This window comes from uncultured Bradyrhizobium sp. (assembly GCF_936928535.1).
In the GTDB taxonomy this organism is placed as follows: Bacteria; Pseudomonadota; Alphaproteobacteria; order Rhizobiales; family Xanthobacteraceae; genus Bradyrhizobium.
Map to the genome: position 1 here is coordinate 1 of NZ_CAKZHY010000171.1, position 14,388 is coordinate 14,388.

A 14,388-nucleotide genomic window follows, 5' to 3' on the forward strand; every position below is an offset into this window, starting at 1 on the left:
GTGACAACCTCATTCTGGCACACTGATGCCGTAGGGGGCCGTCCACCCCATCACCCCAGGAGGAGTTGCCGGGCGAGCAGGTAACTCCGGGTCTTCGCAAAACAACTGCTGCGGCGTATGGGTCCCGGCCTTCGCCGGGACGACACCGATTGCTGGGCGCGCTGAACCCCATCCCAACGACCAACACAAATCGATGGGCATGCCCGATCTTCTTCACTAGTATCCGCGCGATTTCAAAACAGAACAATGCTGGGAGATAACAGATGAAATCAGCACTTTTTGCCGCTGTCGCCACGTCGGCTCTTTTGCTGGCCGCGCCGTCTTTCGCGCAAGGCGTCAAGATCGGCATCCTCAACGATCAGTCCGGTGTCTACGCCGATTACGGCGGCAAGTACTCCGTCGAAGCTGCGAAGATGGCGATCGAGGATTTTGGCGGCGAGGTGCTCGGCCAGAAGATCGAGATGGTCACCGCCGATCACCAGAACAAGCCCGATCTCGCCACCTCGATCGCGCGGCGCTGGTATGACGCCGAGAATGTCGACATGATCACGGAGCTGACGACGTCGTCGGTCGCGCTCGCCGTGCAGGAGCTGTCGAAGGAAAAGAAGAAGATCGACATCGTGGTCGGCGCGGCGACATCGGCCATCACGGGCGCCTCATGCGTGCCTTACGGCTTCCACTGGGCGTTCGACACCCACGCGCTCGCGGTCGGCACCGGCGGTGCGCTGACCAAGGCCGGTGGCGACACCTGGTTCTTCCTGACCGCCGACTACGCGTTCGGCTATGCGCTGGAAAAGGATACCAGTGAGATCGTTGCGGCCAGCGGCGGCAAGGTGCTGGGCTCGGTCCGCGTTCCGCTCAACTCGTCGGACTTCTCCTCCTTCCTGCTGCAGGCGCAGAGCTCGAAGGCGAAGATCGTCGGCCTCGCCAATGCCGGTCAGGACACCACCAACTCGATCAAGCAGGCGGCCGAATTCGGCATCGTGCAGGGTGGCCAGAAACTCGCGGGCCTCTTGATGACGCTCGCCGAGGTGAACGGTCTGGGTTTGCAGGCAGCGCAGGGCCTGGTGCTGACCGAAGGCTTCTACTGGGATCACGACGATGCCTCGCGCGCCTTCTCCGAGCGCTTCTTCAAGCGCACCGGACGGATGCCGAGCATGATCCACGCCGGCACCTATTCGGCGACGCTGAGCTATCTGAAGGCGGTGAAGGCCGCGGGTACCAAGGACACCGAAGCGGTCGCCCAGAAGCTGAAGGAGCTGCCGGTCGACGACGCCTTCGCCAAGGGCAAGGTGCTCGCCAACGGCCGCATGGTCCACGACATGTATCTGTTCGAGGTCAAGAAGCCCTCGGAATCGAAGAAGCCGTGGGACTATTACAAGCAGCTCGCCGTCGTCCCCGGTGACCAGGCCTTCGCGACCGCCAAGGACAGCGGCTGCCCGCTGACGAAGTAACGCGTAGCGTCATTCCGGGTTCGGCGCTGGCGCGCCGCCCCGGAATGACGGCTTCAGCTCCCCCTCACACCAACCGCACCACCACCGCCCCCAGCGCTCCCGCCCATAGCGCGATCGCGGCGATGGCCTGGATCGCAAAACCCGGTCCGCGCTTGGCGGCGGCCTGCGAATAGCCGACGAAATACACAATGCGGCCGATGATCCAGACCGCGCCGATGCCAGCAGCGACGGCATCGCTGATATAGATCGCGAACAGCCACAGCGACGGCACGAAGATCGGCATCCACTCCAGCGTGTTCATCTGGATGCGGAAGGCGCGCTCGAAGTCCGGATGCCCTGACATCGCCGGCACCTTGACGCCGGTCTTGGTCCGCGACCGCGAGACGTTGATGCAGGTGAAGAAATAGAACGCAAGCGCCAGCAGCGTGACGAGGGCGGTGAGATGGTACATGGCGGAATTCCCCAAAAGCGTTTTCAAGCGAAGTGGATACCGGTTCGCGTGAAGAAAACGCGTCAAACAAGAATACAGGTCGCGCCTCAATAACCGGTCAGCTCGAGATAGCCAACGCCGTCATGGGTGCCGGCGAAGCTGATCGGGCCTTCCCAGTAGGAAAAGCCGGTCCCCATCCACGCGCTGGGATTGAGTGGCTTGCAGGAAATCGAGAACGAGCGCGAGGGAATCGCGATCTGCCATTCCACCGGCAGCTTGCGGCCTGCAACCTCCGTTGTGGCTTTCGGGGTCATCTGGATATCGCGACCCGCAATCATCTGCGTCTCGCCCGCGGCGCTGATCCAGTTGCCGAACGGGTAATCCTTGCCGTCCTTCTGGCGCAGCCGGTACAGCATCAGCTTGTCGCCCGAGGACAGATGCAGCGACAACCAGTCCCAGCCGGTCTGATCGGTGTCGAGCGGCTGGCTGCTCCATTCGCGGTCCATCCAAGCCTGGCCGGAGACATCGACCTGGATGTCGTCAATGGTGAGCGTGCCGCGGGCGCGGTAGAACGGCTGACTGTAATAGTAGGACGCCTGCCCGCGCTCGGACTTTCGGCTGTAGCCGCCGTCGCCCTGCAAGACCACGGGGCGATCGGCCGCCAGCGTCAGCGCGTAGCTGAAATCGGTGCCTGACGCCTTCAGCGTCACCGGCGACAGCGTGCGATCGTCGGTGCGTTCACCACCCTTCATCTTCCAATCATCGATCCACGCCGCGAACGGCTTTGCCTCGACGTTGGCCTCGCCGATGCCGCCGCGTGAACACAGCTCGTTGAAGCGGTGGGTGTCGGCACGCGTCACCGCGGCATGCGCCATCCAGATCTGCTGATTGGCCCAGCCCTCGCCTTGCGGTCCCGGCCGCGCCGCCTGGCGGAACAGCGTCCATTGCAGTCCGCAAGCAGCGCCGCTGCTGTCGACGAGGTTTGCCGTCAGGTACCACCACTCGATGCGAAAATCCGGATGCGGCCCGTGATCGGCAGGGAAGATGAAGACTTTTCCGGGCGTGACCTTCGCAAAGCCATTGGCCGTCTCGCCAAGCCCGGCATAGCCTTGCGCGCCGGCGCGGCGCGCAAGCGCGAGCGCGGCGATGCCGCCGGCAAACGCTCGCCGGGATATCCGATCAGCGCTCATTGGCAAACACCTTGACGAGGGTCGCCGGCTGCATCCGTGCCAGCCGCAATACCGGGAGCAGCGCTGCCAGCAGCGAGGCGATCAGTGCCACCGCAACCAGCTCGACCAGTTGCAGCGGAAAGACATGGAACGGCAGGCGCCAGCCGAACGCTTTCACATTCACGATCGCAATCAGGCACCACGCCACCAGCAGCCCGAGCGGCACCGCGAGCAGCGAGGTGAACAGCGCAACCGACAGCGTCTTGGTCAGCTCGATCGCGGCAAGGCGCGGCCGGGTGATGCCGATCGCCCAGAGCGGCGCAAGCTGCGGCAGGCGTGAGTTCGCCAGCGTCAGGAGGCTGGTCAGGAGCGCGATGCCGGCGACGCCGAGCGTGAAGGCATTCAATGCCGACGTCACCGCAAAGGTGCGGTTGAAGATGCGGATCGATTCCGCCTTCACCGTCGCCTGATCGGCCACGGCGCGGTCGTCGAGCGCGAACTGCTTCTGCAAGGCCGCGATCAGGCCGGGGATCTTGTCGCGCGGGACAATCAGCCCAATCCGTGTCTGCGGCGTCTGCGGAAACTGGCGGATCAGCGCCGCGACATTCACCGCGAGCTGGCCCTTGGGATTGCCGTAGTCAGCATAGATGCCGACGATGTCGAGCTCCCAACTCCCGCCTGGCGCCGGCACGTCGATGACGTCGCCGACGCGGACATTGAGGCGGCGGCTGAGCTGCTCGCTGATGAAGGCGGCATTGCCGGGCACCAGTTGCATCCAGGCACGCGGCGCGGTCTCCAGCAGCGGCCAGCGCTCCCGATAGAGCGGGTGATCGGGCAGGCCGAGCAACTCCACCGGCTGGCCGTCGACCTGCGTCTCCGCGCGCCCGCCCGCGAGGATTGCCTGCACCTCGCTGCGGTCCTTCAGCCAGTTGCGGATCGCGACCGCCTGCGAATTGTCGGCGGCGCTGATATAGACGTCGGCGGCGAGACGCCCGTCGAGCCAGCCGACAAAGGTGCGGCTGAATGTCTCCACCATGGTGGACACCCCGACATTGACTGACAGCGCCAGCAGCAGCGCCATCAGCGCCAGCGACAATCCGGAGAGCTGCTGCCGGCTGTCGGCCCAGAACCACAGGGCCAGCGGCCCGCGTGCGAGACGTTGGCCCGCGAGCAGCAGCATCTCGAGCAAGGCCGGCAGGATCAGCGCCGCGCCGAGCATCAGCGCCGCCAGCACGCCGAAGCCGGTGATCAGCGATTGTCCGTAATGAAGCAGCAGCAGCGCGACCGCGAGCACCGCGCAGGCGGCGGCGCTCTGTACGACCAGCCAGCGGCGCTGCCGTTGCTGCCAGGCCCGCGGCTGCGCGGTCGCCAGCACCGGCATCCTGATCGCCTTGACCAGGCTGGTCGCGGCCGCGACGATCGCGCCGGCCACGCTGATGCCGATCCCGGCGAGCCACCATTCGGGCCGAAGCGTCAGCTGCCCCGGGATCTGCGCGCCATAGAGCCCGCGCAGCGACGCCGCGACATCAGGCAAAAGCGCCGCCGCGATCACATAACCGCAGACAAGGCCGATCAGCCCGGCGACCAGCGCCAGCGCCACCAGCTCGACAACCAGCACTGAATTGACCAGCCGCGCCGAGGCGCCGCAGGCGCGCAAAGTGCGCAGCATCGGCAGGCGCTGTTCGAAGGCGAGGCCGACGGCAGAGTTGACGATGAACAGACCGACGAAGAACGACAGCAGGCCGAAGGCGGTGAGGTTGAGATGGAAGCTGTCGGTGAGACGCTCCAGCTCGGTCTCCGCACTTGGCTCGACGCGCTTCAACGCGTCGCCGACGACGCTTTGCAGCGGCGCGGGCTTGCCTTTCGCCTTGCCGATCAGAAGCCGCGAGACCTGATCCGGCTTGTTGAGCAGCCGTTGCGCCACGCCGATATCGACCACCAGCACGTCGGGCACGAGCTCCGCCTGCACATGCAGCGGTGGCAGTTTTGCGCCGCTGCTGATCGATGGCGTCGCACCTTCGCCCTCGTGCAAATCGCCCAGTGTCTCCCGCGCCACCAGCGTCTGGCCGGGCGCGGCGACGAAGCTGCCGAGGTCGGCGGCCCCGAGGCGCGGTGCATTGCCGACGTCGACAGGCAGCGTCACCGGCTCGATGCCGAGCAGCCGGATCGAACGCCCGTTGATCTGAACCCGGCCTTCCAGTACCGGCGAGACCGGCCAGCCCGCGCGGCGGAGCTTGACGAACAGCTCTTGCGGGAAGGTCGCCGCACTGGGCGAGATCAGCGTCGCCGTGCGCACGCCGCCGAAGGTCGCGGCCGCGCGATCATAGGCGCTGCGGGCCTGCTGGTTGATCGCCTGCACGCCGCTCCACAGCGCGGTCGCGGCGATCAGCCCGATCAGGAGCGTCGCGAACTGCATCCTGTGCCGTCGCCAATGGCTCAGCAGCACCGCCAGCACCCACAGCGCGCGCCTCATGCGATCCGCCCCGCATGGAGAACGATGTGGCGGTCGAGCGTGCCGGCCAGATGTAGGCTGTGCGTCACCATCAGGAAGCCGCAGCCGGTGCGTGCGACGAGGTCGCGCGTCAGCGCCAGCACGTCGTCGGCGGTGGCTTCATCCAGATTGCCGGTCGGCTCGTCCGCGAGCAGCAGCGACGGCTTGGTCGCCAGCGCCCGGCCGATGGCGACCCGCTGCTGTTGGCCGCCTGATAATTGCTCGGGATAACGCTTGAGCAGACCGTCAAGCCCGAGCCGCTCGACCAGCTCCCTGGTCCAGGCCGCATCATGCCGGCCGGCGATGCGCGCCTGGAAGGCGAGATTGTCCGCGACCGACAGGCTCGGGATCAAATTGAACTGCTGAAACACGAGGCCGATCCGGTCGCGGCGCAGCTCGGCGCGGCCCGCATCCGCCAGCTTCGTAACCTCGGTCTCTTCCAGCCGGATGGTGCCGCCATCGGCGGCGTCGAGCCCGGCGATCAAATGCAACAGCGTGCTCTTGCCGCTGCCGGATTCGCCTGTGAGCGCGACGCGTTCGCCCGCCTTGAGGTCGAGATCGACGCCGCGCAGCACATGCACGGGTTCGCCGGCCGAAGTGAAGGTTTTGGAGAGGTTTCGGATGCTGAGCAAGATCTGTGCGCCGGACGGAATTAACTGCATGCTGCGTAGCACACTTGCTGAGGAAATGCCGGGGTTGCGTTGCCGATCAAGCCGTTGTTAGCTCCCAAGACGGCCAAATCAAAAGTGCCGACAATAAAGACATGCGGGGAGAATGATGAGCGCTCAGGGAACGCCGTCCGCGGCGGCTACGACGGCAGCGGGATCCAAGGCAACGCCGAAGGGCGCCTGGACCGTCACACTTCTCCTGTTTTGCTTCATGGTCGTGAACTTCGCGGACAAGATCGTTGTCGGCCTCGCCGGCGTGCCGATCATGACCGACCTGAAGCTCGAGCCTGCGCAATTCGGTTTGCTCGGCTCCTCGTTCTTCTTCCTGTTTTCGATCTCGGCCATCGTAGTCGGTTTCATCGTCAACAAGGTCGCGACGCGCTATGTGCTGCTGACCCTGGCGGTGATCTGGGCGCTGGCGCAGTTTCCCATGGTCGGCGCCGTCTCCTTCACCACGCTGCTGATCTGCCGCATCGTGCTCGGCGCGGGCGAGGGCCCGGCCGCCGCGGTGGCGACGCACGCCATCTACAAATGGTTCCCGGACGAGAAGCGCACGCTGCCGACCGCGGTTCTGACGCAAGGCTCGGCCTTCGGCGTCATCCTGGCCGTGCCGGCGCTGAACTGGGTCATCGTCAATCACTCCTGGCACTATGCGTTCGGCGCGCTCGGCGTCGTCGGCCTGATCTGGGTCTGTGCCTGGCTCGCGCTCGGCCAGGAAGGTCCGCTCGAGGACACGCAGGCGCTCGCGGCCACCGAAGCGAAAATTCCCTACGTCCGGCTCCTGACCTCGCGCACCTTCCTCGGCTGCGTGCTCGCGACCTTCGGCGCCTATTGGGCGCTGTCGCTTGGCCTGACCTGGTTCACCGCGTTCATCATCACCGGTCTCGGTTACTCGCAGCAGCAGGCCGGCTTCATCTCGATCATGCCCTGGGTGTTCGGTGCCACGATCGTCATCCTGACCGGCTGGATCTCGCAGGTCATGATGGTGCGCGGCTACACCACGCGCATCTCGCGCGGCGTGCTCGGCTCGGTGCCGTTGGTCATCGGCGGCCTGATCCTCGCGGTTATGCCGCATGTTTCGGGTGCGGGGCTTCAGCTTGCGCTGCTTGTGGTCGGCTCCGGCCTCTGCGGCGCGATTTACGTTGTCTGCCCGCCGATGCTCGGCGAGTTCACGCCGGCCTCGCAGCGCGGCGCCATCATCGCGATCTACGGCGCGCTCTACACGCTCTCGGGCATCATCGCGCCCTACGTCATGGGCAAGGTGATCCAGGGCGCCGGCTCCGTGCTTGACGGCTACATGACCGGCTTCACCATCAACGCCGTGATCATGATCGGCTCCGGCGTCATCGGTTTGCTGCTGCTGTGGCCGAACACGGAAAAGGCAAGGCTGACGGGTGGTGCGGCCCCACGCCAAGCCGGCCTGAAGCGCGCGGTGTCGCCGACGTAAGGGGGCTGAAGAGGCAGACGCTGCCCGGCCGGGACGACATTGAGTTTGTAACTATGCCCTGGCTTGCGTCTTCCGTTCCGTGAACGGCGACAGCACCACGGTCGCGACCATGAAGATCACCGACGCCCCGAATACCCAATGCGGCGCGCTCTGGTCCATGATCCAGCCGAACAGCAGCGGCGAGACGATACCGCCGAGATTGAAGCCGGTGGAAACGATGCCGAAGGCGCGCCCGGCAGCACCCGGAGGCGCGGCGTTGCGCACCAGCATGTCCCGCGACGGCGCGATCACGCCGGAGAGGAAGCCTGCGGTCGCCATCGTCGCGGTGAGCGCCCAGGCGGGCAGGGTGACCAATGCGATCAGCAGCACGATTGCTGCATTCGCGGCAAAGCAGGCGGCAGCGACATAGCCATGGCGCTCGGTGTGGTCGGCGAGGAAGCCGCCCGCGAGCACGCCCACGGCGCTGCAGCCGAGGAACGCGGTCAACGCCACGTTCGCGACGGAATAGGTTGCGCCGTAGCCGCTCATCAGCGCCACCACGCCGAAATTATTGATGCCGGCCACCGACAGGCTGAGCAGCATGAACAGCGCGGTCAGCGTGATCAGTGCCGGCGTGATGACGGTCTGCTTCGGCAGAGCCGCATTGCCGGCCTTCGCCTTGTGCGCGCCCGCATCGGGAATGCTCATCGCCACCAGCAGCAGCGCCACCAGCACACCGATCGCGCCCGAGGCGAGCAGCGCACCGACGCCGCCGGACACCGCGATCAGCGCCGCGACGATCGCCGGCGCAACGGCGCCGCCAAAATAGCCGGCAAAGGTGTGCACCGAGAACGCGCGGCCCATCCGCGCCTCGTCCATGTGCTCCGCGAGGATCGCGTAGTCGGCGGGGTGATAGACGCTGTTGGCAAGCCCGAGCAGCACCGTGCAGGCGATCAGCGAGGCGTAGCTCAGATGCAGGCCAAGCATAACAAGCGCGAATCCGCCGAGGGTCAGCCCGCCGAGCAAAATCTTGCGCGCACCAAAATGGTCGACGAGATAGCCGGTCGGTGCCTGCGTCAGGCCGGAGACCACTGCCGACACGGTCAGCGCGAAGCCGAGCTCGACATAGCCGACGCCGAGCTGAGCTTTCAGGAACGGGAACAGCATCGGCAGGACCAGCAGGTGGAAATGGCTGACCCAATGCGCGATCGAAATCCCGGTCAGCGTGCGCAGCGCGCTGTCCGCCTTGCCCTGTTGCGGTGCGGCGAGAACGTCGACCATTGCAGTTCCGTTTCAGTCCCTGGAAGCGCGCAAACTATCGGGGTGTCAGGTTATTTGTCCATGAACGCAGGCGCATGGCAGGTAGTGCGGGTGGGGGCGTAAGGGGCGGAAAAATGGCCCCACATCGTCGTCCTGGACAAGCGTAGCGCAGATCCAGGACCTATTACCCCAGGGAGTAGTTTGGCGAAGATTCGTGGATGGCAGCCCGCGGCACCACGCCTCCCTGGGGTGATTGGTCCTGGCTTTCGCCAGGACGACGGCGGAGCGAGTGGTCAGCGTCGCCGCCGACTCACAACGGCTCGTCATCATTCCCGTAGCGATCACGCTTTGGCGTGGCGATGTCGCCGTCTTCATAATCGTCGTCGATCTCGCGCGGCGGCTCGGGCTTTTTGGCCTTGCCGGCTGCGGTCTTCGTCTTCGGCGGTTCGCTCGGCTTGGCTGCTTTGGCCATGGCTGGTCCCGGATGGGTGATGATTCATCCGCTTCTAGCTGTGAAATCTAAGCGGTTCCTGACTTATCTCAACCCGTCAGTGCACCACGGGCCCGCCCGCCTTCTTCCAGGCATCGATACCGCCGGCGATATGGGCGGTGTTGGAAAGGCCGGCCTCCTTGGCAGCGGCAACCGCCATCGCCGAGCGCTCGCCGAAGGCGCAGAAAAACACGACGCGGCGCCCCGTTGCGGCCGCCACCTCGCGCAGCATGCCGCCAGGCTTGAGGCTTTCCTCGACGCTGGGGTAGGGCGTGTGAAGCGCGCCTTCGAGCATGCCATGCTTGATCCGCTCGTTGGTCTCGCGCAGATCGACCAGCAGGATGTCGGGCCGGTGCAGCGAGCGGATCGCCTCGGTGGCGCTCAGCGCACGGCCTTCCTTCTCCAGCTCTTCCTGATGCAGGCCGACGCGCATGTTGGCGGGCACCGCCACGTCCATCATCTTCGGATTGGGCAGCTTCAAATTGGCCATCAGCTCGATATATTCGTCGACCGAACGCACCTGCAGCCGCGGATTGTAGCGCCTCTCCTCGCCGATGGTGGAGACGGTGTCGCCCTTGTAGTCATGCGCGGGGAACACCATGGTCTCGTCGGGCAGCTTGAGCAGCCGGTTGAAGATCGAATCGTACTGTGCGCGCGACGAGCCGTTCTGGAAATCGGTGCGGCCGGTGCCGCGGATCAAGAGCGTATCGCCGGTGAAGACGCGGTCGCCCATCAGATAGGAATAGGAATCGTCGGTGTGGCCGGGCGTGTACATCACGTCGAGCGCGAGACCTTCGATGGTGACCTTGTCGCCGTCGGCGACGCGCATGGCCACCACGTCGGCCTTGGTCTGGTCGCCCATCACCGTCATGCAATGGGTGCGATCGCGCAGCTCGCCGAGGCCGGTGACATGGTCGGCGTGCAGATGGGTGTCGACCGCCTTGACCAGCTTGAGATCGAGCTCACGCAACAGCTTGCAGTAGCGATCGACCTTCTCCAGCACGGGATCGAGAATCAACGCCTCGCCGCCGGGGCGGCTGGCGAGGAGATAGCTGTAGGTTCCCGAAACGCTGTCGAAGAGCTGGCGGAAGATCATGGCAGGACCCGGCGTGGAGCGATTTTGAGGATTCTACTACGCCGGAGGGTGAGGGGAGAAGGAATTTGCTGCATGGCAGAGATATTTTGGAAGATTTTTATCGTACGGGGCCACCTGCCCAGCCGCGGCTGTCATCGCCCGCGACAGCCAGAGCACGAAGGCCTACGGCCGCACCACCGTGTACCCGTTCTCCGCCAGAAACAGGATCTGCCCCACGCCCACCTGCACCGGCGTCGCGGAGGGGATGAAATCCGGCCGCTTGCCCGTCTCGCGCTCGATCGTGTCGACCGTGTTGAGGCAGATGTCGAAGCGCACGCCTTGCGCGATCAGGCTCTCGACCTGCTTGCGGCGCTCGCTGCCGGACAGCAGCAGATCGATGCCGGGACCGAAGGTGACGACCTCGACCGCAATCTTGTCGGGATCGTAGGCCTTCAGCAGATTGTTGGCGACGCTCAGCACCAACGCCTGCTTCTTCGCATCGGCGTCGGAGAGCTGCAGCACGATCTTGTGCTCGGCGAACGGCTTGTCCTGCAACGGCACCTGCTGTGCAAACGCGGGGGGCGCCGCGGCCAAGTCGAGCAGCGCCAGCATGATCGCGCAAAAAACTGCCGACCGCATCGTCGCTATCCTGCGATGCCCGGATTGCCGTCGACGCCCTTCAGCGTGACGCCGCTTCCGAGCTTCTCCTGAAACATCCGGCCCGAGCGCAGGTATTTGCCGACGACGTCCCACACCGGCGCGCCCTGCTGGCCGTTGACCGAGGCCCAGCCTGCGACCTTGTAGCGCCTGGTCGCGCTGATCGCCCTGCCATTGTCGAGCTTCAGTTCGGAGATGCGGCTGCCGATCGCGTTGGTGGGGCTGCAGGCATAGCTCAGCCCGCCTGATCGCACCATGTCGCCGCCCTGCTGATGATAGGGATCGGCATTGAAGAGATTGTCGCAGACGTCTTCCAGCACGTCCTTGATCTCCGCGCCCGTCATCTCCTGCACATAGGTTTCTGGATAGGTGATCGCGGTCTCCGCCAGCACGTCTTCCATCGTGATCGGCTGGCCGGACAACGCGGTGAGGCCCCAGCGGAAGCCCGGCGATAGCGCGATCTCGGCATCGAGCTCGGTGCGCAACGCGGCACAGATCAGCTCGTCGACCGGACCGACGAAATTGTCGCGACGATAAAGCAGCCTATCAGGCGTTGCGATCTTCTCCGACCAGTCGGTGACGACAGGCGCGCGCAGCTTTCCGATCAGCTCGGCCATCGCAGGATCTGGCTTCAGCAACTCGGAATAAACAGGCAGCAGATGATATTTGACGTCGCTGACCCTGCCCTTGTCGAGCGCGAGATCGAGCACGGCCAGAAATTTCCCGTTGGAGCCGGCGTTGGTGACCAGTGTGGTGCCCCCGGAGTTCTTCACCGCAATCGGCTGCGGCACGGCATCGTGGGTATGGCCGCCGAGGATGACGTCGATGCCGCTGACGCGGCTTGCGAGCTTGAGGTCGACGTCCATGCCGTTGTGCGACAGCAGGATCACCGCGTCCACCTTGTCGGTGCCGCGCAAGGCATCGACATGCTTCTGCAGCTCTTCCTCGCGAATGCCAAAAGTCCAGTCCGGCGTGAACCGCTTGGGATGCGCGATCGGCACGTAGGGAAAGGCCTGACCGATTACGGCGACGCGATGGCCACCGAGCTCCTTGATGATGGACGGCTTGAACACGCGCCCCGTCGTCTTGTCGAAGGCGGCTGCGTCGTTGAACGCGGCCTCCTCGGTCAGGAAGACGTTCTGTGCCAGAAACTCGCCTTTGAAGTGCTCGAGATTGTCGCGCAGCGCCTGTTCGCCATAGGTGAACTCCCAATGCCCGGTCATCGCCTCGATGCCGAGCAAATTGGCGACCTCGACCATGTCGCGGCCCTGCATGACGTTGGCAAGGCCCGTGCCCTGCCAGAGATCGCCGCCGTCGACCAGTATGGTGCGCTTCTCGCCGACATCGTTGCGCAAGCGATCGATCAGTGTCTTCAGATGAGCGAAGCCCCCGAGCTTGCCGAACCGGCCGGCGGATTTCTCGAACTCGATCGAGGTGAAGGCGTAGGCATCCGCGCTGTCGGACCGGATTCCAAAGCGCTCCAGAAACGCGCGGCCGACCAGATGCGGCGGTCGCCCCGCCATGTCGCCGATGCCGATATTGATGCTTGGCTCGCGAAAATAGACCGGATTGAGCTGCGCATGCGTGTCGGTGGTGTGCAGGATCCGCGCGTTGCCGAAACGCTCGATGTCGTAAATGCTGGCGGCTTCAGTGCCACGCGCGAGCCGCGGCAGCGCGACAGACGCGGCAGCGACGGCTGAGCTCAAGAGGAAATCGCGGCGGCGGATCGCCATCACTTAATTCTCCGCGCCGGTTCTCGGCAGTTCCACGGGATTCGAGTTTAGCGGATTTCCATCGCTTTCCAGGCCTCTTTTTCGGACGTCGCCTGGAAGACGGATGCCTTTGCCAGCGCCTCGGCCTCTTTGGCTGCAGCCACGGCGCCGTTGAAATCGCCGCCGTCGCCCGCCTTTTTGGCGGCCGCCAGCGTCGAGACGGTCGTGGTCCACTGGTTGCGCATGGTTGCGGCCTCCTTGGACGCAGCCTCCGCGGCGGCATAGGCCGCCTTGTAGTCTGCTTCATTTGTCGCGCGCGCCGATGGCGCGAGGCTTAATGCCAGCAACATGGTCAAGGTAAGTGTCCGCTTCATGGCCGCGCTCCTGGGCCCGAGATCGGCAGGCCGTTGGCGACGTAGGACAGGAAATATTCGAGGTCGCGATATTCATCCGACTGCGGCTCCAGCGGAACCGCGCGGGTCTGGCTGTTGCAGGTGATGAAGCGGCGGCTGATCGTGCCCATGCCGCTCCATTCGGAACGGTAAATCGGCATCGCGTTGAGAATGCCGAGCGCAGGCGCCAGCACCTCGGCGCGGATGCGCTCGCCAGGGCTCTGCACGTGGCAGCTGGCGCAGGAGAAGTTCAGCTGACCGCGGCGGGTGTAGAAATAACGCTTGCCGTTCTCGAAAGCTTCCCGCGCGCGCGCGTCATCCGGAATTTTGATGTCCATCGGCTTGCCGCGCGAGGTGAAGGCCATGTACGCCGTCAGCGAGGCCATCTCGTCCTTCACGTAGGAATATGGCGCCTCGCCATTGGCCTCGCGGCAGCGGTTGAGCGCGAGCTCCAGCGTGACGACCTTGCCCTCTTTGGTGTCGAAATAAGGATAGTTCTGGCGAATGCCGTTGCCGCCGTTCGGGAAGCAATCGGCGTAGGTCTTGCCGTTCTTGAACGGCGTCGAAAACATCTCCTTGCCGGCGTCGAGCGCGAACTCGTAAGGCGGAAATTCTTCCTTCTCCTGCCACTGCCGCTTCATGTCCTCGCTCATGGAATAAGGACCGTTGACGAAATCCTCGTGCTTCACATCAGGAAACTTCTGGAAGAAGAAGTTCTGGAACGCCTTGGCATCAGTGGCCGGATCGACCTTGTCGGCCGCAACGACTGAGGGAGCGGTGAGCGCGAGCGCGACGAGCGCGGCGCTTACCGAGGACAGCAGGAGGGCGGAGCCGGCCTTCATCACGCGATCTTCGCAGTGGTCTGGTCGGACGCGCCCTTGTTGTCGGTCCAGGAGATCGTGAGGTCGTCGCCCTTCTTGGCGCCCTTGAAGCTGAACTTGACGTAAGGGTCTTTGGAGATCGCGGTGCCCCAATTGGCGACGAAGACATCCTTGCCGTTACATGCGAACTTCAATTCCTGGATGTAGTGCGCCGGGATCAGCTCACCCTTGGCGTCCTTGACGAGGCCGGTGTCCATGGGGTGCTGGATCAAGGTCTGCACCTCGGTGATGTCGCCATTGGATGTTGCGCGGACGCGAATGCTGGATGCCATCTCTGATCTCC

General features: G+C 64.7%; 14 protein-coding genes. 2 read left to right on the plus strand and 12 right to left on the minus strand.

Annotated features, from left to right (window positions below):
* The first annotated feature begins 263 nt into the window (after positions 1 to 263).
* Positions 264 to 1,454, plus strand: coding sequence for an ABC transporter substrate-binding protein (locus Q0687_RS33670; protein WP_298886596.1), 1,191 nt, complete (start codon positions 264 to 266; stop codon positions 1,452 to 1,454).
* 64 nt (positions 1,455 to 1,518) lie between these two features.
* On the opposite strand, the gene Q0687_RS33675 is transcribed toward Q0687_RS33670, so the two are convergent.
* The 4 genes from Q0687_RS33675 to Q0687_RS33690 form a co-directional block, all read right to left on the minus strand.
* Positions 1,519 to 1,905, minus strand: a complete 387-nt coding sequence (locus Q0687_RS33675; protein WP_298886597.1) for an MAPEG family protein — start codon at positions 1,903 to 1,905, stop codon at positions 1,519 to 1,521.
* Between the two features lie 86 nt (positions 1,906 to 1,991).
* Complete coding sequence (locus Q0687_RS33680) at positions 1,992 to 3,074, minus strand: lipocalin-like domain-containing protein (protein WP_298886600.1); 1,083 nt, start codon at positions 3,072 to 3,074, stop codon at positions 1,992 to 1,994.
* Complete coding sequence (locus tag Q0687_RS33685) at positions 3,064 to 5,526, minus strand: ABC transporter permease (RefSeq protein ID WP_298886603.1); 2,463 nt, start codon at positions 5,524 to 5,526, stop codon at positions 3,064 to 3,066. Before Q0687_RS33685 ends, Q0687_RS33680 begins: the two co-directional genes overlap by 11 nt.
* Positions 5,523 to 6,176, minus strand: coding sequence for an ABC transporter ATP-binding protein (locus tag Q0687_RS33690; RefSeq protein WP_298886606.1), 654 nt, complete (start codon positions 6,174 to 6,176; stop codon positions 5,523 to 5,525). The genes Q0687_RS33685 and Q0687_RS33690 overlap by 4 nt, the downstream gene beginning before the upstream one ends.
* Before the next feature lie 145 nt (positions 6,177 to 6,321).
* On the opposite strand from Q0687_RS33690, the gene Q0687_RS33695 reads away from it, so the two are divergent.
* Positions 6,322 to 7,659 (plus strand): MFS transporter, encoded by a 1,338-nt coding sequence (locus Q0687_RS33695; RefSeq protein ID WP_298886608.1) that lies wholly within the window; start codon positions 6,322 to 6,324, stop codon positions 7,657 to 7,659.
* Positions 7,660 to 7,710: 51 nt separating this feature from the next.
* Here the strand turns inward: Q0687_RS33695 and Q0687_RS33700 are convergent, their stop codons facing one another.
* The 8 genes from Q0687_RS33700 to soxZ all read right to left on the minus strand — a co-directional run bounded on the left by Q0687_RS33700 (position 7,711) and on the right by soxZ (position 14,377).
* Positions 7,711 to 8,919, minus strand: a complete 1,209-nt coding sequence (locus tag Q0687_RS33700) for an MFS transporter (RefSeq protein WP_298886610.1) — start codon at positions 8,917 to 8,919, stop codon at positions 7,711 to 7,713.
* Positions 8,920 to 9,208: 289 nt separating this feature from the next.
* Positions 9,209 to 9,370: a hypothetical protein gene (locus Q0687_RS33705; protein ID WP_298886614.1), complete on the minus strand. Its 162-nt coding sequence runs from the start codon at positions 9,368 to 9,370 to the stop codon at positions 9,209 to 9,211.
* Positions 9,371 to 9,446: 76 nt separating this feature from the next.
* On the minus strand, positions 9,447 to 10,484 hold the full coding sequence (locus tag Q0687_RS33710; RefSeq protein WP_298886617.1) for an MBL fold metallo-hydrolase: 1,038 nt from the start codon (positions 10,482 to 10,484) through the stop codon (positions 9,447 to 9,449).
* A 162-nt stretch (positions 10,485 to 10,646) separates the two neighbouring features.
* Positions 10,647 to 11,102, minus strand: a complete 456-nt coding sequence (locus tag Q0687_RS33715) for a hypothetical protein (protein ID WP_298886620.1) — start codon at positions 11,100 to 11,102, stop codon at positions 10,647 to 10,649.
* 5 nt (positions 11,103 to 11,107) lie between these two features.
* Positions 11,108 to 12,853 (minus strand): thiosulfohydrolase SoxB, encoded by a 1,746-nt coding sequence (gene soxB / locus Q0687_RS33720; RefSeq protein ID WP_298886623.1) that lies wholly within the window; start codon positions 12,851 to 12,853, stop codon positions 11,108 to 11,110.
* Between the two features lie 47 nt (positions 12,854 to 12,900).
* Positions 12,901 to 13,206, minus strand: a complete 306-nt coding sequence (locus tag Q0687_RS33725) for a hypothetical protein (RefSeq protein WP_298886626.1) — start codon at positions 13,204 to 13,206, stop codon at positions 12,901 to 12,903.
* A complete protein-coding gene (gene soxA, locus Q0687_RS33730; protein ID WP_298886629.1) occupies positions 13,203 to 14,066 on the minus strand; it encodes a sulfur oxidation c-type cytochrome SoxA in 864 nt (287 codons plus the stop codon). Before soxA ends, Q0687_RS33725 begins: the two co-directional genes overlap by 4 nt.
* Complete coding sequence (soxZ, locus tag Q0687_RS33735) at positions 14,066 to 14,377, minus strand: thiosulfate oxidation carrier complex protein SoxZ (protein WP_298886632.1); 312 nt, start codon at positions 14,375 to 14,377, stop codon at positions 14,066 to 14,068. The genes soxA and soxZ overlap by 1 nt, the downstream gene beginning before the upstream one ends.
* Positions 14,378 to 14,388: the final 11 nt, after the last annotated feature.